Source organism: Paenibacillus prosopidis (assembly GCF_003337375.1).
Taxonomy (GTDB): domain Bacteria; phylum Bacillota; class Bacilli; order Paenibacillales; family Paenibacillaceae; genus Pristimantibacillus; species Pristimantibacillus prosopidis.
In genome coordinates this window covers 60,856-80,789 of sequence record NZ_QPJD01000021.1, presented here as the reverse complement: position 1 = coordinate 80,789, position 19,934 = coordinate 60,856, and the positions used below count along the sequence as shown (strand labels likewise).

At 49.9% G+C, this 19,934-nt stretch carries 18 protein-coding genes; 6 read left to right on the top strand and 12 right to left on the bottom strand.

Features of this window, described 5'->3' with window-relative positions:
• Positions 1 to 9 precede the first annotated feature (9 nt).
• The 3 genes from DFP97_RS26200 to DFP97_RS26190 are packed head-to-tail and all read right to left on the bottom strand — an operon-like array spanning position 10 to position 2,953.
• Positions 10 to 714, bottom strand: coding sequence for a response regulator (locus tag DFP97_RS26200; protein WP_114383629.1), 705 nt, complete (start codon positions 712 to 714; stop codon positions 10 to 12).
• Between the two features lie 2 nt (positions 715 to 716).
• Positions 717 to 1,568 carry a sensor histidine kinase gene (locus DFP97_RS26195; protein WP_114383628.1) on the bottom strand — a complete coding sequence of 284 codons (852 nt, stop codon included), beginning with the start codon at positions 1,566 to 1,568 and terminating at the stop codon, positions 717 to 719.
• A gap of 23 nt (positions 1,569 to 1,591) precedes the next feature.
• Positions 1,592 to 2,953 (bottom strand): copper resistance D family protein, encoded by a 1,362-nt coding sequence (locus DFP97_RS26190; RefSeq protein ID WP_245976613.1) that lies wholly within the window; start codon positions 2,951 to 2,953, stop codon positions 1,592 to 1,594.
• A 182-nt stretch (positions 2,954 to 3,135) separates the two neighbouring features.
• On the opposite strand from DFP97_RS26190, the gene DFP97_RS30970 reads away from it, so the two are divergent.
• Positions 3,136 to 3,288 carry a hypothetical protein gene (locus DFP97_RS30970; protein ID WP_181873685.1) on the top strand — a complete coding sequence of 51 codons (153 nt, stop codon included), beginning with the start codon at positions 3,136 to 3,138 and terminating at the stop codon, positions 3,286 to 3,288.
• 117 nt (positions 3,289 to 3,405) lie between these two features.
• On the opposite strand, the gene DFP97_RS26185 is transcribed toward DFP97_RS30970, so the two are convergent.
• The gene (locus DFP97_RS26185) at positions 3,406 to 3,807 is read right to left on the bottom strand and encodes a gamma-glutamylcyclotransferase family protein (RefSeq protein ID WP_114383626.1); all 402 of its coding nucleotides are present in this window, start codon (positions 3,805 to 3,807) and stop codon (positions 3,406 to 3,408) included.
• Positions 3,808 to 3,942: 135 nt separating this feature from the next.
• Here DFP97_RS26185 and DFP97_RS26180 point away from each other — a divergent pair, with 135 nt between their 5' ends.
• The 3 genes from DFP97_RS26180 (at position 3,943) to DFP97_RS26170 (ending at position 7,805) form a co-directional block, all read left to right on the top strand.
• Positions 3,943 to 4,827 carry a helix-turn-helix transcriptional regulator gene (locus tag DFP97_RS26180; RefSeq protein WP_181873684.1) on the top strand — a complete coding sequence of 295 codons (885 nt, stop codon included), beginning with the start codon at positions 3,943 to 3,945 and terminating at the stop codon, positions 4,825 to 4,827.
• A 109-nt stretch (positions 4,828 to 4,936) separates the two neighbouring features.
• The gene (locus DFP97_RS26175) at positions 4,937 to 6,226 is read left to right on the top strand and encodes a glycoside hydrolase family 27 protein (RefSeq protein WP_114383624.1); all 1,290 of its coding nucleotides are present in this window, start codon (positions 4,937 to 4,939) and stop codon (positions 6,224 to 6,226) included.
• 199 nt (positions 6,227 to 6,425) lie between these two features.
• Entirely contained in the window at positions 6,426 to 7,805 is a 1,380-nt protein-coding gene (locus DFP97_RS26170; protein WP_114383623.1) for a Glu/Leu/Phe/Val family dehydrogenase, read from the top strand.
• A gap of 585 nt (positions 7,806 to 8,390) precedes the next feature.
• On the opposite strand, the gene DFP97_RS26165 is transcribed toward DFP97_RS26170, so the two are convergent.
• A complete protein-coding gene (locus tag DFP97_RS26165) occupies positions 8,391 to 9,713 on the bottom strand; it encodes a VWA domain-containing protein (RefSeq protein WP_114383622.1) in 1,323 nt (440 codons plus the stop codon).
• A 152-nt stretch (positions 9,714 to 9,865) separates the two neighbouring features.
• On the opposite strand from DFP97_RS26165, the gene DFP97_RS26160 reads away from it, so the two are divergent.
• Positions 9,866 to 10,168, top strand: a complete 303-nt coding sequence (locus DFP97_RS26160) for a hypothetical protein (RefSeq protein WP_114383662.1) — start codon at positions 9,866 to 9,868, stop codon at positions 10,166 to 10,168.
• 76 nt (positions 10,169 to 10,244) lie between these two features.
• Here DFP97_RS26160 and DFP97_RS26155 read toward each other — a convergent pair whose 3' ends face one another.
• From DFP97_RS26155 to DFP97_RS26140, 4 genes are all read right to left on the bottom strand, one after another.
• Complete coding sequence (locus tag DFP97_RS26155) at positions 10,245 to 11,207, bottom strand: aldolase catalytic domain-containing protein (protein WP_114383621.1); 963 nt, start codon at positions 11,205 to 11,207, stop codon at positions 10,245 to 10,247.
• An 87-nt stretch (positions 11,208 to 11,294) separates the two neighbouring features.
• Positions 11,295 to 12,317, bottom strand: coding sequence for a hypothetical protein (locus tag DFP97_RS26150; protein ID WP_114383620.1), 1,023 nt, complete (start codon positions 12,315 to 12,317; stop codon positions 11,295 to 11,297).
• 426 nt (positions 12,318 to 12,743) lie between these two features.
• Positions 12,744 to 13,490 (bottom strand): GTP cyclohydrolase II, encoded by a 747-nt coding sequence (locus DFP97_RS26145; protein ID WP_114383619.1) that lies wholly within the window; start codon positions 13,488 to 13,490, stop codon positions 12,744 to 12,746.
• A gap of 30 nt (positions 13,491 to 13,520) precedes the next feature.
• Positions 13,521 to 14,285, bottom strand: coding sequence for a DODA-type extradiol aromatic ring-opening family dioxygenase (locus tag DFP97_RS26140; protein ID WP_114383618.1), 765 nt, complete (start codon positions 14,283 to 14,285; stop codon positions 13,521 to 13,523).
• A gap of 148 nt (positions 14,286 to 14,433) precedes the next feature.
• On the opposite strand from DFP97_RS26140, the gene DFP97_RS26135 reads away from it, so the two are divergent.
• Entirely contained in the window at positions 14,434 to 14,757 is a 324-nt protein-coding gene (locus tag DFP97_RS26135) for a winged helix-turn-helix transcriptional regulator (RefSeq protein ID WP_114383617.1), read from the top strand.
• 170 nt (positions 14,758 to 14,927) lie between these two features.
• Here DFP97_RS26135 and DFP97_RS26130 read toward each other — a convergent pair whose 3' ends face one another.
• Genes DFP97_RS26130 through kdpB form a run of 3 tightly spaced genes read right to left on the bottom strand, consistent with a single transcriptional unit; the run spans position 14,928 to position 19,926 of the window.
• Positions 14,928 to 17,246 carry a histidine kinase gene (locus tag DFP97_RS26130; protein ID WP_114383616.1) on the bottom strand — a complete coding sequence of 773 codons (2,319 nt, stop codon included), beginning with the start codon at positions 17,244 to 17,246 and terminating at the stop codon, positions 14,928 to 14,930.
• Position 17,247: 1 nt separating this feature from the next.
• Positions 17,248 to 17,856: a potassium-transporting ATPase subunit KdpC gene (gene kdpC / locus DFP97_RS26125; RefSeq protein ID WP_114383615.1), complete on the bottom strand. Its 609-nt coding sequence runs from the start codon at positions 17,854 to 17,856 to the stop codon at positions 17,248 to 17,250.
• Positions 17,857 to 17,892: 36 nt separating this feature from the next.
• Entirely contained in the window at positions 17,893 to 19,926 is a 2,034-nt protein-coding gene (kdpB, locus tag DFP97_RS26120) for a potassium-transporting ATPase subunit KdpB (RefSeq protein WP_114383661.1), read from the bottom strand.
• Between the last annotated feature and the right edge of the window lie 8 nt (positions 19,927 to 19,934).

Below are 19,934 nucleotides of genomic sequence, written 5' to 3'. Positions count from 1 at the left end.
TCACGGCATTTACCTTTCGATCAGTCCCTGCTCCATCGCGTAGCGTGTCAGCTGCACCCGGTTGTCGAGATGAAGCTTTTGCAAAATGTTTTTGAGGTGATTTTTGACCGTATGCTCAGACAGTCCAAATTGGCCGGCAATTTCGCGGTTTGACGCACCGGTAGCAACCCGCTCCAGCACTTCCTTCTCCCGTTCCGTCAAAGGAGTCGTAATGATGGCCGCGTCTTTGTTCAGCTTCTGTGGTTTGCCCGCTATCCGCTTTGCCTCCTGTCCCTTGTCTGTTGAAAATTCCTGCAGCAGCCGGAACGCAAGCTCCTTAGACATCGGCGCCTCGTCAAGCGATACAGCGCGCAAATATTCCATCCAGGCCGATGGCGCTAAATTTTTGAGCAAATAGCCCTGCGCTCCCCGCTTAATCGCTTCGAACAGGTGGGTAATGTCATCAGATACCGTTACCATCACGATTTTCAAAGTAGGCATAAGCAGCTTCAGCTGCTGTGTCGCTTCGAGACCGCCCATTCCCGGCATATTAATGTCCATCAGCACCAATTCAGGCTGCGTTTCAGGTATGGCTGCAATCGCCTCCTCGCCGCTCGCCGCCTCTCCTACAATGGCAAAGGAATCGTCGCTCATGACGATATCGCGCATTCCTTCGCGCCCATGCGGATGGTCATCGACCAAAAACACACGTACCTGTTCGATTTTTTCCGTCATCTTCATATGCTCCTGCCTATTATTTCAACCTTTGTTCCTTGATGCTGTGCTGCCTGCACCGTCAATGTCCAGCCCATTGCGGCAGCCCGTTCCTGCATCATTTTAACGCCGTATTTCCCTTTTTCGTAAAGCATCTGCTCTGATACTCCTATGCCGTCGTCTAAAATTGTGCATCTGAAGGTGCTATCATCCGAATGGATAGCGGCTTCATAATCCCCGCGAATAACGATCCGCCCAGCCCGGGCATGCTTTTGCACATTCATAAGAGCTTCGCGCATAATGGCAAGCAGCTCAACCTTTTGCTTATAAGACAACAAACGCTCTTGAACATGCCATTCCACGGTCGTCTGTATGCCGCTGGTTTGCTCGATCTCGGCTGCCAAATGATGGATGCTTTGCATCCAGGACATATCCTCCGGGAACGGCGCATCGTGCAGGTTGGCAATCGATTGTCTCACATCGTCATAGACATGGCGCACCGTCAGCCTTATTTGCTCCGTCGTTTGCTGCACATCCGAATCCGATTGCGCCCGCTCCAGCTTGTCCAGCTTAACCGAAAGCATGAACAGCGATTGCGAGATGCCGTCATGCAGCTCACGGGCCAATTGCTCCCGTTCCTCGAAAGCCGCTTTGACGATACGCTCGCGCTGAAGCGATTCCTGCATTTGCTCCAGCTTAGCGAACAGCGACCGCAGCAGCGTTAATGATATAAGAAATACGAAGACGGGAGCGAGCAAATTGCCTAGATCCATTGAAATGAACGGAAGCAGCAGCATATGGCGCAAATATTCCCACACCCCTATCGTGACCGTCGGAATCCATAAAATGAGCCATTTCAACCATTTATACGACATTACACTCCTGCTCCCTTCCAGGTTTAGTCGTTGCGAAATGCGATGGATTGCTTCGTTTCCGCACCTGTTGCATCGATAATGACAAGCTCCGCCGTCCATGCGCCGCGCGAAGGTACATCCACTTTTTCTGCTAGATAATCCGATTCAATAAAACCTGGGAACGACTCCTCCGCCTCAGTCTCTACGCTATGCAACGGGACATCGATGGCAGACCGCTCCGGATGCTCGTCCGCAAGCAGCCGCAATTGCACCTCCACTGGGGCGCCAAGCTGTTCAGGCAGCCACACCTTCAGCGTTACCCGATTTGGTCCTGGTCCATTAGGCGTCACGGCCAGCGTGTAATGCAGGGTATCGCCCATTTTATGATAGGACAGCGGTACGGTTTTCGGTACAGGGCTCAAATAGGTAAACACACTTACGATGATTATGATGAGGCTCAGCAACAGGCCGTCCAGCTTCAGCATCCTGCCGCTTGGCAGCTCTCGTTGCCTTGCCCTTATGTGCAATAAAGCTCCGACTGCAATGACCAGAACAACGATAACCGCTTTCGCGAGCAGCATAATTCCCCAATCCGTATAAAGCAAGTAACGCCAAGACGGGAGTATGAGATAAGTCATTCCAATTCCGCTCGCTGTAAGCAGCAAGATCGACAGCCATGCAACCTTTGTAAATTTCTCGGCAAACCTGGCCGCCTCCTTGCGGTCAGCATACCAAAACAACAGGAGCAGCATTAAGCCCCCTGCCCACAAAGCCGAGCATATAAGATGGACAAAATCAATTACGATGGCTAACGTGCTGGCTGGCAGAGCATTGACGTGGCCGTTAAAGCTTTCTGAAGCCGCGAGCAGCAGCGCCCAAACCATTTTGAATGAATCATTTAACCGCAGCACTGCAAAGCCGAGTAACGAAAGGACGGCTATGCCTAGAAACGACCTTCCTGTCGCTGTTTCGGTAAGCAAGCGCAGCCATTCATTCGCAATGCCCCCCTCATATCCCTTCAATAAGGCTTGGACATGAACAAAGACGAATGCAAGGACAGCGATCAGCAGCCCCCGTAATGCGAGTAAGCTCCATTTATCCACAAGCTGCCTCGCGGTTTCATTTGCTCCTGCCGGTAGGGCAATCGTCCACAGCATCATGCCTGCTGCAGCCATAAGCGCGAAATAATAAGCCGTTCTAACCGCATAAAATAAAGCTTGCTCCACGGTGACGCCGGCATCCGCATAGTCAGCGGCCGAATGATCGTGTCCGACCTGCCGATGCGGATCGAAGGCGGATGCCTCGATTATGGATAGCGGTTGCGCCGATACGCTTGATGCTGCGATTAGTAAGGGCGAGGCTGCGGAGAAAAGCAGAAATAGCGATAAAAAGACTATGTATTTCATATTGCCCACGATGTCACTTCCTTTATATTGTTCAGCTTCAGTGTACTAGACCGTAACCAAAAGAACAACGAAACGGCCTATGGCGCAGCAGAGCCCATTCTTATACCGTCCCGTTCCGTATAACGGAGAGCCATCGTGTTAATTCTATTCATAGTGCAAAATAAAGAAGGATGTGGGAGACGATGATGGACAAAGACTTTCGGATCGCCGAGCTTAGCAGCCAAACTGATGCGCTTGACGCTATTCACAAGCTGGAGGAGAAGCTAAGCAAGCAATACGGCTCGGATGTCGTGCTGATCGCTTATAGCGCGGAGCAGGAAGAAGACGACAGCTAACAGCTGTCCGGCTGGGACATGCAGGACGATGAAAGGCACTCTCCCGCGTTAATCACGCTTTGGGACAGTGCCTTTATTTGTGTCCGGGAACGGATACACGATGACTCCCGCACAAGCTTACCCGCTCTTGCGGGCGAAGAAATCCGGCCAATAGGCCTCCGGAATAGCCGGGCAGCCTCTATTTGTGTCCCATACGTATACCCATCCCGAGACCTCTGCATTTTGAATGTCCTGTACCCAAATGCGGTCGTAGTCGTTATACTCATCAATACCGTGAAAGTCCTCAAGTACATCCATCGAAGCAAGGCCCGCTCTGTCGACGGTAATCCATTGTCCACGTATAATACTATTGCATTCCTTTGCAACGGAATCGCGAATGGCAGCCGGGTATGGACCAAAATCGACTAACCGGCCGGCAATTTGGCCTGGCGAGTAGTCGTGCACAAAATTAGCGACAACATGATGATTGCTGTGACCGGGAAGCAGCGAACCATAAATGAAAACGCGAATGAGATCCATAAACACTGCCGTCCTTCCGATAATTGACGTTAGTTTTTCTAACATTATGATAGAAATTCGCACACAGTTCAATAGTTAATGTTGACATCTTTCCGCTATACAAATTACATTGCACAGGAGGAGGAGTTATCCGACATGGCTCAGCACAACCCCTATGGCGCTTATGGCTACCGTTTCCAAGACCCGCCGCAGCTTCCGATCTATCAGCTGTTCGCTGTCGGCTACCAGCTTGTGACGCAGCACGATTATTACTGGGACGGGATGAAGCGTATCGACGGCCCCTTATATTTGTTTCAATATACCGTTTCCGGTTCCGGCCAATTCCGCCTCGGAGAAGATACCTGCGAAGTTCCCGCCGGTTCAGCCTTTTTGGCGGAAATTCCAGGCGATCATCATTACTGCTTACCGAAAACAAGCGACAAATGGGAGTTTTATTTCGTGCTGTTCCGTCAGCGGCATTTGCGGGAGCTGTGGACTGAGCTCGTTCAGAGCATTGGCGCCACGCCTAAGCTCGAGCAGTCGAGTGCAGCCGTCCGTGCACTGCAAAGCTTATATGGGGATGCCCGCGGCAATCGCATTCAGAATAGCTATCAGGCTTCGGCATCTCTATACCGTTTCATGATGGAGCTGCTTCAATCAGGCTCGGTACAGCAAAAAGAAAGAGCGAATTGGCCCGTTCAGATTCAGCAGGCTGCCGCTTATATGGAAGCAGAATATAATAAGCTGCAAAGCTTGGATGACGTCGCTAATGCCGCCGGGTTGTCAAAGTATTATTTTACGAGAATGTTTACGCAAACGACAGGCATGTCGCCGATGGATTACGTCACGAAGCTTCGAATCAAGAAAGCGGTCGAGCTGCTGCGCTTCACGGCCTTGTCGGTCGAGGACATTGCGTTTGCCGTCGGTTATTCGAGCGGCAGCTATTTTAGCAAGGTGTTTCGCAGCAGAGTCGGCTTCCCGCCCGGTGATTTCCGCATGGCGAAGGAGCTTCCTTCCATCGATCGCCTGCAGTTCGATTAGAGGGCAATATTTTACACATTATCGCAATAAATTGTGCTAGCCACAGGCTATTGTTTCGTTTTACGATTATCGAAGAGAGCAATATTATGATAAGAGAGGACGAAAAGTAATGATAACTGCTTCGAAACATCATCAATATGCAGTAACACCGCCAATGGGCTGGAATAGCTGGGACTGCTATGGCGCCAGCGTGAGGGAACACGAGGTTCGCGGCAATGCGGAGTATATGGCCGAGCATTTAAAGGCTTTCGGCTGGGACTATGTTGTCGTTGACATCCAATGGTATGAGCCTGGCGCAAACTCCTCGCAGTACCGCCCTTTCGTACCGCTTGAAATGGACGAATATTCCCGTTTGCTGCCTGCAGTCGGACGGTTTCCTTCCGCTGCTGACGGTCAAGGGTTTAAGCCGCTTGCAGATTACGTACACAGTCTTGGCCTAAAATTCGGCATTCATATTATGCGGGGCATTCCGCGGCAGGCCGTCCATGCCGACACCCCCATTTTAGGTACAAGCGCAACCGCACGCTCCATCGCTCACCCGAACTCCATTTGTCCATGGAATACGGACATGTACGGGGTGGATGCTAAGAAGGATGGTGCGCAGCAATATTACAATTCATTGTTTGATCTATATGCGTCTTGGGGCGTCGATTTTGTCAAAGTGGATGATATTGCTGCTTCGCGGCTATACGGCATTCATCTCGAAGAAATCCAATTAATCCGTAACGCCATCGACCAATGCGGCCGGCCGATGGTGCTCAGCCTATCGCCAGGTCCAGCTCCGCTTGAGCATGCTGAGGCGCTCGCGGATCATGCGAATATGTGGCGGATGACGGACGATTACTGGGATTTATGGCATCTTCTGCACGATATGTTCGAGCGCTGCGAGAAGTGGGCGCCGCATGTGGCTGCTGGAGCATGGCCGGATTGCGACATGCTGCCGCTTGGCCACCTGGGCATTCGCTCCGTTGATGGCGGAGCTAGCGACCGCTGGACCAGGTTTACGCGGGACGAGCAGGTAACGATGATGTCGCTGTGGGCGATCTTTAGGTCGCCGCTCATGTTTGGCGGTGAAATGCGCGATAACGATGAGTGGACGCTTTCCTTGCTTACGAATGAAGAGGTGCTCGAGCTGCATCGCAACGGGCGCGGCGCCCGCCAGCTTTATCGCGAAGCCGATCGAATAGCATGGACCGCGAAGGGTGAAGACGGATCCGTATATGCTGCATTATTTAATGCCGGTGAACAGATTGATACCGTTAGTGTATCATTATCACAGCTCGGCTTGACGGGTGCGCAACGTGTACGCGACCTGTGGAAGCGTGAGGATTTAGGCGTGTTAGACGAGCTATCGTTTTCACTGCCTCCGCACAGCTCATTGCTGCTCAAATTGACATAATAATGTAATGTAACTATCTGGCATTCTCACTATAGAGCCCCCTGTCCAAATGACGGTTGCGCAACCGGCCTTCGGATAGGGGCTTTTTTGGCTTAAGCGATGCAATATGGTAAAGTTATCATGTGAATTATTTCCATTAAGCCCCGCCCTTTCATCACGTTTCGGCACTACCATTCATGAACAAGGAGGTCGTTTAGATATGGCAAGCCAAACCGGTGCCATCGTACAGCAGTCCTTAAACGCTTTAATGGGAGACCCGTCATTTTTGCCGCATCTACAGGACCAGAGCCGCGAGCAAGCCTTTTTGTCGCTCGCCGCTATTCTTTCAACACCTAATAAAGTTCATAAGGCATTTTTACGTATAACGGTCGATAGCGGCAACGTCGTTCGCATTCCAGCCTATCGAATCCAGCATAACGATACGCTTGGTCCTTATAAGGGCGGCATCCGGTTCCATGAATCGGTGAGTGAAGAGGAAGTAACCAATCTGGCAGCTCTTATGACGCTGAAAAACGCGCTGCACGAAGTACCCTTCGGTGGCGGCAAAGGCGGTGTCGTCATTAATCCGCGCACCTATTCCGTGAAAGAGCTGTATCTCATTTGCAAAAAATACGTGCAGTACTTCAGTGACGTATTAGGGCCGGACAAAGATATTCCAGCACCTGATATGGGTACCGGCGAGCGCGAGATGGACTGGATGATGGCGGAATATAAGAGCATCCATCCCGGTCATCCTTATCTTGGCAGCTTCACCGGGAAGAGCGTCATTAACGGCGGCTCGTTAGGTCGCAGAGAAGCTACCGGCAAAGGGGTGTACTTCACCTTCCGCTATATGATTTACGATTTTCTCAAGGCACAAAGCAGCTGGCTGGCCGGCAGCACCAATCCGTTCGTGCAAACGGCGGTCGCCCACTCGAATCGCTCGCTGACTATCGCCGTACAAGGCTTCGGTAATGTCGGATCGGTAGCTGCGCTTGAAGCATATAAGTGCTCTTACTTACACAATAAAGTGGTCGCGGTAAGCGATCGAAACGTTACGCTCTATAATCCGGATGGACTGTTAATCCCGGCGCTGATCGAATACGCTGCTTATCATCAAGGAGATTTGCCAGCATCCGAAGCCGCTCTATCCGAGCTTGGCCTAAAAGCACAAATACTCGGACGCGAGGATATCCTCTATTTGGATGTCGATGCACTCATCCTTGCTGCGCTGGAGGATCAAATACGGAAGGACAATGTCGCGAAAGTGATGGCCCGCATTATTGTTGAAGGAGCGAATGCGCCTGTAACGGGCGATGCGGACGAAGAGCTCACCGCCAGAGGTACCATAGTCATTCCCGATATATTAGCGAATGCCGGCGGTGTTATCGTATCCTATTTCGAGTGGCTGCAAGGTCGGGAAACACAATTTTACAGCGAAGAAGAAATTCATAAGATGCTCTACGCGAAAATGCAAAAAACGTTAGACGGCATCTTGCCGGCCTATTTCGGGGATCCTAACCCGCTTCGCCAAAATTGCTACAACCACGCCGTCATGAAGCTGTCCACCGTGCTGTATAGGCAGGGTAAGCTGTACTGAGTAACTGAGACTGTCGATTAACTAACCCAAAGTCCGTTAAGACGAAATAGTCTCAAACTTCCATTTTTAAAAAAACAGGTCTATTCTGAAAGCGTTCTAGACCGCTTTCAGGATAGACCTTTGTTAACTTACGCAATATTACTATCTTAGAGTAAGCCTTCGAGATGTTAAGGCGAATTTTGCACGGCTCGGTGTTGAAACAGCAATTCATGCGTTGCCAGTGGTCAAGGACGTTTTCGGACGTACAAGCTTCGGCTGTAAAAACAGAATCGAAACGGATCCAATGTCCACCGTGCGGACCTGGAATCCGTTATTTGTCCGTTTTGCCCCTCTTTTGAGGTACTTGCGGACATGGAATCCGTTATTTGCCGTAAAACCGGTATTTTAAGTGGATTTTAAGGCGTATAGGAGATCCTATGTCCGGACAGTTTGGATTTTAACCTCTTTCACACAAATAGTGAATCCTATGTCCGCATCCACATAAGCTAGCTGAATCCTGATCTGCGGAAAGTGCTGAAATTACATTAAATTTTAGCTCTATTCCGCTCAGCCATCTTCGCTTGATTTTAGCTTTAAATATTCAGCTTACTCCTGCACATAACGGTTAATAACCTCGACAAGCAAATCGTTCAGCAGCTTAACTTCATACTCGCCTACCGCAGGCTCCAAATGGCCGCCGCCTATTCCGCTGTCATCGGTTAGAAATAAATACGTTCCGCCTGTCGCTACCGCCATGAACCGCAGTAAATATTCCGTATCGACGTCGACGCCGCTGGAGGCTACGGGGATGATGCGAATGCCCTGAGCCGCCGCCTCTTCCGTCAGCCGCTGGATCTCGTCAATAATTTGCGGATCAGCATGCGGCGGTGCGTCCAGGACGAGAAACAAAAGCCGTGCCCGCGCTTCCTCGCTCCACTTATGCTCATGTATAGCATCGCGGAGCGCTTGATCGACTGCCTCCGGGAAGTCGCCACCCCCGTCTGCATCCTCCTTGCTGAACTGACCGATAACTTTATCGATATCCGTCGTGAACGGATAAGGCTTTACAATATAATCATCGTACTTATCCTTATAAAAGTTCGCGCTAATCCGAATGCCAAGCTGATTTGCATGCTCGTTTGCAACACGTTTAACGACATCCTTAAGCTCCGCTTCCAAGTAGTTCAGCTCATCCTCCATCGAGCCTGTCGTATCGACAACAAACATAATGTCTACTTGTTCCGAAAGCTTCGTTCCTTTGCCTATATCGACCTTTATGGTGCCCTGCTGCGGGATATCAACCTGCTGTGTTGTTTTCCTTTCCTGCCCGGATTGTACGTGTACCGTAAAACTTCCTTGATTGGCTATATCCCGCACATACAGTCCGGCAAATACGTAAGCTCTTCCTTCCGTATTCGTGCGAGCCTTCCAAACCGTCTGCTTGCCGGCAAGCAACTGCACTTCTGCATCCGATACTGCTTTGCCGTTCGCGGTCACAACAACCTCAAGCCTATGAAAATTCCAAAATGACCATACCCGCTTGCTGCTGTCGCCTTCCTGACTATTCAGCAAATTGCCGAACCGCTCCCAAGCCGCCAAATCATCCCACTCGCCTGCCGTTAATTGACCAGCCTGCACTTCTTTGTCTTGATTATCATAACCGCGCTTGCCGCCTTCCTTCTCAGGCTTAGGCTCTTCGATTGATGGGGCGCGATTCTCAGAACTAGTGCCGTGATCCTCTTCCTTAGCAGCTTCATTACCAGCCCCCCGGCTGTCAGACGTATCGCTTCCTGCGTTACCGTTTGACGCATCATTTGATTCGGAAGAGCACGCGCTGAGTGTTAACATAACTGCAAGAAGAATAGCAATGATCCAGCTTCCCGCACTTCTAAGTCTACCTGACCCTTTGAACGAATGACCCGCCTTCATCCCTTCAACCCCTTGTATTTGTATTTGCTAATCTAACGAGATGCGGCTTACAAATGTTGCATAAATTGGCCCTTAACATTACAATCGGTTACAGACATGCGGCGAGTCCAAGGACCGGCTGCATTATGCTGGATATACAGGAGGACTTCATCGTGGAAACATTTGAATTAATCGCAATTGAAATTATGTATCAGCGTCAAACGAAGCCGTTAACCTTCACATCCGCCGAGCTTGTCCGTGTTACGGAATATGGCGACCGGCTTTGGTACGTTGACATTAACGGGGTAGCCGACCGCGAGATGCTCAGATGGTTTGGGCAAAGCGAGGATATAAGCATACAGCTTACTGCGGTTGCAAACAGCGGTCAAACCTTCCGGGGCAGCGGATATCTGCATCCGAACGAGCCGCATCAAGCGGCGGCCATTCGCGGAGACGGCGAGCTGTTTGAGCAATAACATATCTGTGTTTTCACAAAAAAAGGGCAGCTTCGATAGTCTTCAACAGACTGATCGGAGCTGCCCTTAAGTTTGTTTATTTGCTGTGTGCAATTTCCGGCGTTGTGAGGCGGTCGTAAAACTCCACGCCTTTGTCTTTGTCCGCTGAATCGCGAAGCGCCATCGCGGAACGCGGATGCTCATCCAAAATCCCCGTAATCATGTACGGAATGATGTAGCCCCATTCTTCCTTCTCACGAAGCGGAATCATGAATTTCTCGATCATATCGAGTACTGGACGGATGCTGTACTTCGTGTTTTGCAGTTCAGATACCAGCAGCTCCGTGTTGCAGTTGCCGGCTGCGCGGCCCATGCCGTATACGGAGGCGTCCAGCAATTCAACGCCCTTCTCAGCTGCAAGCAGTGTATTGGCGAAAGCAAGCTGCAGGTTGTTATGCGCATGCACGCCAAGACGTTTGTTAGGCAGGTGTTGACGGAATTTATCTACCAGGTAGCTTACATCATTCGGCTTCAAGCTGCCGTATGAGTCAACGATATAAACAACGTCAACCACGCTGTCATTGATCAGCTGGAATGCTTCGACCAGCTGGTTCTCCATAACGTTCGAGAGCGCCATAATGTTAAGCGTCGTTTCGTATCCGCGATCATGGAACACTTTTACAAGCTCAAGCGCTTTGTCAACATCTTGAATGTAGCAAGCCACGCGGATTAGGTCGAGCAAGCTCTCGCTGCGCGGCAAAATATCATTTTCGTCTACACGGCCGATATCAACGAGTGCGGAAAGCTTCGTGTTACCTTTGTTAGGGAGCACTTTCTTCAAGAAATCATCGTTCAGAAAACGCCAAGGGCCTGCGCTTTCAGCGCCTTTCAGCAGCTTTGGCGAGTTTTTGTAGCCGATTTCCATATAATCGACGCCGGCTTCGTTCAAGCTTTGGTACAAATGCTGAACAAACTCGACACTAAAATCCCAGTTATTCACGAGTCCGCCGTCACGGATCGTGCAGTCAACAATTTTACAATGGCTCGTTTTTGAATGCATGCGTTGTTACTCCTTTGATGTGAACATGAGTTCAGTTTTTCTCATCATACTTGAAAAGGATGCGGAACGCAAAATAATTTTGTCGTTTTATGGCTGTTTTAGCAGCCCTTCCGCCTTAGCGGAAAGGCCTTCACGGAACTGCTTAACAGCAGGTAATTCAAGCTGTTTTCCATCCTTCACTGCAAAAACCTGATCACCCGTCGAGGCCAGCACATCCAAAAATTGGGCAACAAGGTTACCCGTAACAGTTTGCGGTGCTTCTTCAGCCGTTTTCTTATAGCTGTCTTTCACTTCATCAAGCAGCTTGAACGTTTCAAAATCGTGGATCGGCGTATTAATTAAACCGTTAATATACATCGTCAAATAACGATTTACATATTGATTCAATACAGTCTCGCGCTCAGGCGAATCTTTATATTCCGTAATAAAAGCTTCCGCAAGCAAAGCCCGTTCTGCTAGTTCATCCCATGTAATCATAAGTCCGCCATCCATGGCCGATGCCTTATCCGACTCGACTGCTTGCAGCTCGACGAATGTTTTCATTTGATTCGATAGAAATTTGCTATATCGCTTCTGAAAGCTGTAATCCACGATGGGATAGAGAGAGCCCTCGACCATTTCCAGCTTATATCCGCCATAGAATGCACTCTGTACAAGCTCTCGTACCGTTGTATCTTGTATAGATGCTGCAGTCTGCGCCGTAATTGGCCATTCTTCCTTCAACAGCACGTCTTGCACGTTATCTGTAAAGAAAGCCTTTTGTGCCGCTTCCAAATTCGAATCGTAATAAGAGTGCAGTCCGCGGAGCATCGTATCCGCCGTTATCTGGTCCGCGTTTGCGATTTGTGCATTCAGATAAGCAATTATAGGCGGGGCTTCTGACGCCCCCTTCACCACCGTCTGGAACTGTTTAAGCAGCGCTTGCTGATCCGTTTTTCCTTCTGAAGCAGCAAAACCATTGTCCTCAGTCGCAATGTCAGTATCCGCCGGTTTTGATTCAATCTCTATGCTGCAGCCAGTCACTGCTGCCAATACGGCTGTTAAAACAAGCCCGGCAAGCAGCCGCTTCCTCCGCTTATTCGGTTTAGTATGATCTTTGTTTTTCATCATTTATCCGACCTTTCCATTCGATATGATTTGAATTGTAATCCGATATTATCACAGACGATACAAGAGTCAAAAAGGTTGAGATGCCAGAACAAAATCACCCTGGGGACATATCAGGAAAACATCCAGCTAATTATTCAATTTAATCGATTTAGTAATCATATAAAAGGAAATTCTCCCGTTAAATTAATAATTTTACGCAATTTTCAACAATTCGCCGATTTTATAAGGAGGTTTTCCAGCTAGATAGATCCTCACGATTTCAAAGACAAATTAACTGGAGGATTTTCCTTTAATTAAAGAGAAGGGCACTGTCGGAGCCGAAGCGCTCCTAGCAACATTAAGATATGACCGATGTGATTTCCTAACCAACAAAAAACCGTTCCTGCGCATACACGCAAAAACGGCTTTCTTCTTCTTTTATAAACTTTACTGCACAATCGATTGCGGCTCTTGCCCGAAATGACCGGACCGGGTCTTTTTGGTTTGTATATACTTCTCATTATAGACTGAGGAGTTGCCCCATAACGGCACTCTCGCAGCAACATTCAAGCCGGCTGTGCGCAGCGCCTCAACCTTACGCGGGTTGTTCGTGATGATCGACACCGGCAAGGCGCGAAGCAGCTTAAGTACGGCGATTGCATCGCTGTAATTACGCGCATCGTCAGCAAAGCCAAGCTCCGTGTTGGCATCGACCGTATCCAAACCTTCCTCTTGAAGTAAATACGCGATCGCTTTGCTAAATAAGCCGATGCCGCGGCCTTCATGGTTTGCTAAATAAAAGAGCGCGCCGCTGCCATGTTCTGTAATGATACGCATCGACTGCTTCAATTGAAAGCCGCAGTCGCATCTTGCGCTTCCGAAAATATCGCCCGTATGGCAAATGCTGTGCATCCGGATAAGCGCATCTGAGTTATTCTCGAAATCACCGTACACAAGCACGCTCGATTGCTGCATATCGGCATAGGAGAAGCGATTCAAATCCTCAACAAGCTGTTCGGCTGATTGCTCCTCGCCAGCCTCCTTACGGAGCCAGCTGTACCAGTGGAATATCTTCGTTTCACCGTCCAGCTCGACAGGAAGTTTTACCGGTCCAACTACGTAAATGTCATTGCCTCCGCTTTGCGTGCGCTTTATTTTATCTTTAATAATGGCTGCAATATTGGGTTTAATCATCCTAATTCACCTTTTCCAACAAATATATTATTAAAATTGCAACGATAGGTAGCTCAGTGTGCCAAACTCATAACTGCGATAAATAACTTTCGGCGCTTTTGCAGGGTTTCCGCTTCCAAGCGCAATGTATAATGGAACTAAGTGCTCCGCACGCGGTACTGCCATTTTAGCATATGGGGCAAGCTGTTCATATTGAAATAAGGATTTTGTATCGAGCTCGTTCATTCGATTAATTAACCATTCGTCAAACTCGACTGCCCAGCTTTCCGGCTCCTTTTGTCCCCATTTTACAGCCCGCAGATTATGAACAGTAACACCGCTGCCGATCAGCAAAATGTTTTGTTCGCTTAAGCTGCGCAGCGCCTCACCGATTTGATATTGCTCCTCCGCAGAGCGGTAAGGATTGACCGATATTTGAACCACCGGCACATCAGCTATCGGAAACATATGCTTCAGCATCGTCCAGGAGCCATGGTCTAGTCCACGCGTAGTATCATAAGCGACCGGTATGCCTTTGTCGCTCAGCAATTGACCGACAAGAGCGGCAACCTTCGTTGATCCTTTAGCCGGATATTTAACCTGATAAAGCTCATCGGGAAAGCCGTAAAAATCGTAAATCGTTTCGTATTCATCGTCCTTTGACGAAATGGTAACCGTCTCGGTCTCCCAGTGTGCCGTAAAAATAACGATTGCATCAGGCTTCAGCTTCGCTCCGGTTGCTTGAAGAAACTTGCTATATTCATTTTGCTCGACAGCGAGCATAGGTGATCCGTGTGCTAGAAATAACGGGTTCATGGTTGTGCCTCCTCAAGTTCAGTTACTATTTGTAACTAATTATAATTTTATAACTTATGATAGTCAAGTAATTAACAATATTCAGGTGTGCTTGTATAAATAAGATATTGGAGTTATACTTAATGGAAGCTAAAAAGAGGTGATACACATGGATCAGTCAAACCTTTGTCCCCGTTTCCAGAAGGGAATGGACATCGTTAGCAAACGTTGGACCGGCCTAATCATATATCAGCTATTGTCCGGCCCGCAGCGATTTTGCGCCGTACAATCGGCGCTGCCGATCAGCGGCAGACTGTTATCGGAGCGATTCAAAGACTTAGAGAACGAAGGTATTGTCGACCGGCACGTCTACCCCGAAATACCTGTTCGCATAGAATATTCGTTAACAGAGAAAGGCCGCGCGCTTGAGCCGGTCATTCGGGAAATACAAGTGTGGTCGCAAGAATGGATTGAACCGGCTGAGGAAGCCTGATATACAAGCGTAAACGGCTGTCGCTTTGCACGAACCGTTAGCTGCGTTTGTGCTCAGCTCGGTTCTGTGCCGTCCTTTGGAGGCGCAGCTTACTGAAACTTATAATTCTTATATTTGAACCAATACAATCAAAACAGCCCAAACTGCAGACGGTTCGGGCTGTTTTGTATTTATGGCCTCTCCGCCACCCGGTTTGCGACAATGAGCACATCCATATGACGGCCTGTTCGCAGCAGTTGGCGGACGATATTGCCGCGCAGCAAACCATGCCACAAAGTACGGTTGGATTGGCCTATTATAAGCTGCGTTGCCTTCGCAAGATTGGCAGCTGTTAGGAGCGTCGCGGCAATATGCTGCTTGCTCTCCGCCTTTGACATTTCAAACTTCCCGCCGAGGCGCTCAGTCAGCTTCAATAATGCATCTCGTTTTGTTGTTTTCTCATCCGTCCATGGGCTGCCGTCCTGCACGTAATGTGTATACCATTCGGCCTTGAGCCGGTAAGCGAGACGGAAGCCGCGGCGTATGAGGCGTTCGGCATCGGAGTCGATATCGACGCCGACAAATATAACTTCCCGCCTGCGAAGCGGTCCCCGGAGCGACTGGTTGCGGTCCCACGACTCGAGCCGCTCATCGACATCATCGGCAATTTCGCGGAGAGCGAGTTCGCGCAGTGCAATCAAATTGACGGTCGTGAAAAAAGCGCCAAGCGCTTGCTCGACCTTTTCAATCGCATAAACTTTGCCTTCTCTCATACGCTGCTGCAGCATTTGAGGCGTCACGTCGATGAGCTCGACCTCATTCGCCAGACGTAAAATCGCATCCGGTACCGTTTCCCTGACGCGCACGCCGGTTACTTGCTCGACGGCATCATTCAAGCTTTCGATATGCTGCACGTTCATGGTGGATATGACTGAAATCCCATTTTCCAATAAATAAATGACATCCTCATACCGCTTTTTACGCAAGCTTCCCGGAACGTTCGTATGCGCAAGCTCATCGACCAAAACAACATCGGGGTTTCGGCGAATGATGGCGTCGACATCCATTTCCTTCAGCGTCGTCCCGCGATACTGTATCGTCTGCTGCTCAATAACCGGTAGATCGCCAATTTGATGGAGTGTATCGCGCCTCCCATGCGTTTCGACCAAACCGACTACGACATCGATGCCTTTCCGGAGCAGGACATTCGCTTCTGCAAGCATTGTATAGGTCTTCCCTACACCCGGCGCCGCTCCGATATAAACCTTGAACATGCCTCTGCTTATCGATTCGATCCGCTTCTCCTTCTCTTCCATGCTGAAGCGGCGGAACAGCTCCCTGCTCGAGCCACTTTTCTGCCTGATAGGCATAATACGCTCGCCCTCGTGCTCCGCGCGATCCGCCATCAGAAACAAATCAATCTGATACAGCCTGCGCAGCACGCTGTCAACGATCGAGCCTTGCCATAACTGCTGCCATCTTGTTTGCTTCGAGTGTCCCATTACGATGCGCGTCACGTTCTGTTCTTCCGCATATCGCACGAGAGCGGCTGGCAGCTTACGGCGATGAAGGAGCGGCAGCTCTTCGAATTTGCCTTCTACTTTTTCCGTGAGCTTCATGATGGAGCTCTTGAAAGCCAGTTCCTCCTTAGAAAGCACCTTGCGGGGGTGAACAAATGAAACAACGACAATATCGCCGTTCAGCCTTCTTGCGATTTGCTGGCCCCTGCGCACGTACAATGAGCCGTTCCAATGGTACTGAGCCGTTACTAAAATGCGCTCCGACGCCCCGGAAGGTCCGGTGAGCCCCAGCTGTTCGCGGTGCTTCTCCAGTGTCTCATTCACGCCTTCAGCAACGAGCCGCAGCGACAGCTCCCGCAGCACAGCCAGGTTTCCCCGCATCGAAATCGCCGGATGCGTATTTTCGCCAAGAACGCCCTCCTTAATCCGCTGCAATATCGTTTCGGGTGATACGTCGATTAACCGGACTTCGTCCGCAAGCTCGAGTGTATGGGCCGGAACCGTGCATTCTGCACGAATGCCGGTCCATTTCAATGCCGCTTCATCCGCTCCTTCCAGTTCGTATACATTAATCGTCGTTATTACGCTAATCCCTTTCTCAAGTAAAAAGAGAACATCCTCCAAACGCGTTCGAAAACGCGCCTCTGCACGATTGCGGTGCGCCAGTCCGTCTACGAGCACGACCTCCGGGTTGCGCTCGATCAGCGCATCGAGATTCAAGTCCTTCTGTTCAACGCCGTCCTTCCACCAATGAATGCTTGGAACCCGCTCCAGCTCACCGAGTTGGCCGACCGTTTCCGGCCTTTGCAGCGTGGATACCGCGCATATGACAACATCGATTCCATCACGCTTAAGCTGAGTTCCTTCCTGCAGCATGTGATAGGTTTTGCCTGAACCGCTAACGGAGCCTATCAATATTTTCAACCTTCCAAGGTGGAGCTTTGAAATGGAAAGCAGCAGCTCTTCCGGCGTCTTTCTGCGATACTGCATGCTATTTCACCAATTTGGCTGATAATGCAAGATTCAGCTTAAGCACGTTAACCCGCTCGTCGCCGAAAAGTCCTAAATCACGTCCTTCGGTTTGCTCCTTAACAAGCACTGTAAGCTCTGCAGCCGGCAGACCGGTCAGCTTGCTGATCCGCGGAATTTGGACAGCCGCGGATTGCGGCGTGATGTGGGGATCCAGTCCGGAGCCCGAGTTCGTAAGAAGCGCGATTGGAACCTGATCGACCGGAACATCCGGATTATTCGCTTTCCATTCCTCGACCGAAGCTTTAGTCCGCTCAATTAGGGCGGGATTTGACGGTGCGAAGTTATTAGAGCCGGATGCAGCCGCATTATATTCGATGCTTGATACACGTCCTTGGAAGAAACTTGGGTCCGAGAAGCTTTGTCCTATAAGCTCGGAACCCGTTAACTCGCCATTGCTGTCTTTTAATAAACTGCCGTTCGCCTGATATGGAAAGAGCAGCTGTGCTGCTCCCGTGCTTGCGAGCGGATAAATGATTCCGCAAATGAGCATAAACAATAGGCTAATGCGTAAAGAAACCGACAGAATCGATAAGCCGACCCGCGGGCTTGATTTTGCTTGACCGTCCATATGTCACGCCTTCTTTCCTGTTAATGTAAAGTTAAGTTAGATCCATACATGCACGATTAAGTCGATTAGTTTTATGCCTATAAAAGGAACAATAACCCCGCCAAGCCCGTATATGAACACATTGCGGCTTAGCAGCTGCGCCCCGCTCATCGGTTTGTACGTTATACCTTTTATGGCAAGCGGAATGAGGAGCGGAATGATTATCGCGTTAAAAATGAGCGCCGACAAAATAGCCGACAACGGAGATCCGAGCTTCATAATATTGAGCACGCCCATCTCCGGGATAGCGAGCATGAACATCGCAGGAATAATCGCAAAATATTTGGCAATGTCGTTGGCGATGCTGAACGTGGTCAGTGCGCCCCTTGTCATAAGCAATTGCTTGCCTATGGCGACCACTTCAATAATTTTCGACGGATCAGAATCCAGATCGACCATATTCGCCGCTTCTTTCGCCGCGATCGTACCGCTGTTCATGGCAAGCCCAACCTCCGCTTGCGCAAGCGCAGGCGCATCATTCGTGCCGTCGCCTGTCATAGCAACCATTTTACCTTCAGCCTGCTCTTTGCGGATAACGGCGATTTTGTCTTCCGGCTTGCTCTCCGCAATAAATTCATCGACGCCTGCTTCCTTCGCGATTGTTGCTGCCGTAAGCGGATTGTCACCTGTACACATGATCGTTTTGATGCCCATTTCGCGCAGCTGGTCGAACCTTTCCTTCATGCCTGGCTTCACTGTATCCTTTAAATAAATAACGCCAAACATTTTATTGTCTACTGCTACGGCGAGCGGCGTGCCGCCTAATGACGCAATCTGCTTCGCTGCTTGATCCAAATCGGACGGAATTTCCCCGCCCTGCGCAGCCACCCATTTCTTGACCGCATCGACCGCACCCTTGCGAACATGGCGGCCGTCCTTCAAGTCCATGCCGCTCATTCGCGTTTCCGCTTTGAACTCAACGAATTCGCCGCCTTCGGCAAGCGATGCATCGTAGCTCATTCCTTGCTTTTTCATCCACTCCAGCACGGAGCGGCCTTCAGGCGTTTCATCCTTGAGCGAGCTGATGGCTGCCCATCCCGATAACTGCTCGATATTGTCGCCGCCTACGGGTACAAGCTCGCTTGCCATCCGATTGCCGAAGGTGATTGTGCCGGTTTTATCCAATATCATCGTATTAATGTCGCCCGCCGCCTCGACCGCTTTGCCCGACATGGCCAGCACGTTGAATTGCGTAACCCTGTCCATGCCGGCAATGCCGATGGCCGATAACAGTCCGCCTATCGTCGTAGGGATCAGACATACTAGCAGGGCGATCAATACCGGAATCTCTAATTTTATATCCAAATAATTGGCGATAGGCGCCAATGTCACAACAACGATTAAAAAAATAATCGTTAAGCTGGTCAACAGCGTGTTCAGCGCAATTTCGTTCGGCGTTTTCTGCCGCTTTGCACCTTCGACTAACGCAATCATGCGGTCGATAAACGATTGCCCAGGATCGCTTGTTATGCGTATCTTAATCGAGTCGCTAACGACACGCGTTCCGCCCGTAACGGAGCTGAAGTCCCCTCCCGCTTCCTTAATAACCGGAGCAGATTCGCCCGTAATAGCCGACTCATCCACCGAAGCCAAGCCTTCAATAACCTCGCCGTCGCCGGGAATCATTTCCCCTTGCGACACCATTACAATATCGCCTTTACGAAGCTCGGTTGACGATACTACTACGATAGAACCCCCGACTAACTTATTTGCGGTTATTTCCTGCTTCGACTTTTTGAGCGAATAAGCTTGCGCCTTGCCGCGGCCTTCCGCAATCGCTTCTGCGAAGTTTGCGAACAACAGCGTAAACAATAATATGAGAAACACCGTTACGTTGAATCCGACACGCTCCCGCGAGTCGAAATAATTAGGGAATACAGCCATCAGCAGAACAATAACCGTACCGGCCTCAACGACGAACATAACCGGATTTTTCAGCATGACGACCGGATTCAATTTGATAAAGCTCTCCACTAAAGCGCGTTTCACCGCATCAGCAGACAGCATCTTTTTTGTTCGATTGCTACTCATCATCGTTC

Bases quoted from the DNA above. Each gene is read 5' to 3' on its own strand.
- DFP97_RS26190 (WP_245976613.1), bottom strand. From the start codon at position 2,953: ATGAAATACATAGTCTTTTTATCGCTATTTCTGCTTTTCTCCGCAGCC.
- kdpC (WP_114383615.1), bottom strand. From the start codon at position 17,856: ATGGACGGTCAAGCAAAATCAAGCCCGCGGGTCGGCTTATCGATTCTG.
- DFP97_RS26140 (WP_114383618.1), bottom strand. From the start codon at position 14,285: ATGAACCCGTTATTTCTAGCACACGGATCACCTATGCTCGCTGTCGAG.
- DFP97_RS30970 (WP_181873685.1), top strand. From the start codon at position 3,136: ATGATGGACAAAGACTTTCGGATCGCCGAGCTTAGCAGCCAAACTGAT.
- DFP97_RS26135 (WP_114383617.1), top strand. From the start codon at position 14,434: ATGGATCAGTCAAACCTTTGTCCCCGTTTCCAGAAGGGAATGGACATC.
- kdpB (WP_114383661.1), bottom strand. From the start codon at position 19,926: ATGAGTAGCAATCGAACAAAAAAGATGCTGTCTGCTGATGCGGTGAAA.
- DFP97_RS26180 (WP_181873684.1), top strand. From the start codon at position 3,943: ATGGCTCAGCACAACCCCTATGGCGCTTATGGCTACCGTTTCCAAGAC.
- DFP97_RS26145 (WP_114383619.1), bottom strand. From the start codon at position 13,490: ATGATTAAACCCAATATTGCAGCCATTATTAAAGATAAAATAAAGCGC.
- DFP97_RS26185 (WP_114383626.1), bottom strand. From the start codon at position 3,807: ATGGATCTCATTCGCGTTTTCATTTATGGTTCGCTGCTTCCCGGTCAC.
- DFP97_RS26150 (WP_114383620.1), bottom strand. From the start codon at position 12,317: ATGATGAAAAACAAAGATCATACTAAACCGAATAAGCGGAGGAAGCGG.
- DFP97_RS26175 (WP_114383624.1), top strand. From the start codon at position 4,937: ATGATAACTGCTTCGAAACATCATCAATATGCAGTAACACCGCCAATG.
- DFP97_RS26155 (WP_114383621.1), bottom strand. From the start codon at position 11,207: ATGCATTCAAAAACGAGCCATTGTAAAATTGTTGACTGCACGATCCGT.
- DFP97_RS26170 (WP_114383623.1), top strand. From the start codon at position 6,426: ATGGCAAGCCAAACCGGTGCCATCGTACAGCAGTCCTTAAACGCTTTA.
- DFP97_RS26200 (WP_114383629.1), bottom strand. From the start codon at position 714: ATGACGGAAAAAATCGAACAGGTACGTGTGTTTTTGGTCGATGACCAT.
- DFP97_RS26195 (WP_114383628.1), bottom strand. From the start codon at position 1,568: ATGTCGTATAAATGGTTGAAATGGCTCATTTTATGGATTCCGACGGTC.
- DFP97_RS26130 (WP_114383616.1), bottom strand. From the start codon at position 17,246: ATGCAGTATCGCAGAAAGACGCCGGAAGAGCTGCTGCTTTCCATTTCA.
- DFP97_RS26165 (WP_114383622.1), bottom strand. From the start codon at position 9,713: ATGAAGGCGGGTCATTCGTTCAAAGGGTCAGGTAGACTTAGAAGTGCG.